Genomic DNA, 218 nt, shown 5'->3' with positions numbered 1-218 from the left:
GCCGCCAGCACCATAAATATCGCCAGTTGGCGTTCTGTGTTGAAGCGGCGAGTCATCTTGCGCCCTAACACATCAAAATAGCCGCTGAGCTCGACGCCTTTGGTCAGTAACATCAGACCGCTAAGCGTAATAATCGTGTGCCAGTCAATGGCTCCCGGCCACAGCCGGGGCGCAAATGGCGTGAAAAGGCTCAGTGCAACCCCAACAATGATTAACAG

The 218-nt window shown here is 54.1% G+C and carries 1 protein-coding gene; it reads right to left on the bottom strand.

Going from position 1 to position 218, the window contains the following annotated elements; all coding sequences use genetic code 11:
- Positions 1-218, bottom strand: a 218-nt coding sequence (locus FDX22_RS20755; protein ID WP_370317659.1) for an SLC13 family permease, incomplete at both ends; no start/stop codon positions are given.

It is taken from the genome of Citrobacter sp. TBCS-14 (assembly GCF_005280805.1).
Lineage (GTDB): Bacteria > Pseudomonadota > Gammaproteobacteria > Enterobacterales > Enterobacteriaceae > Citrobacter > Citrobacter gillenii.
The sequence above is the reverse complement of the archived record's forward strand: the minus strand, read 5'-3'. Positions and strand labels throughout refer to the sequence as shown.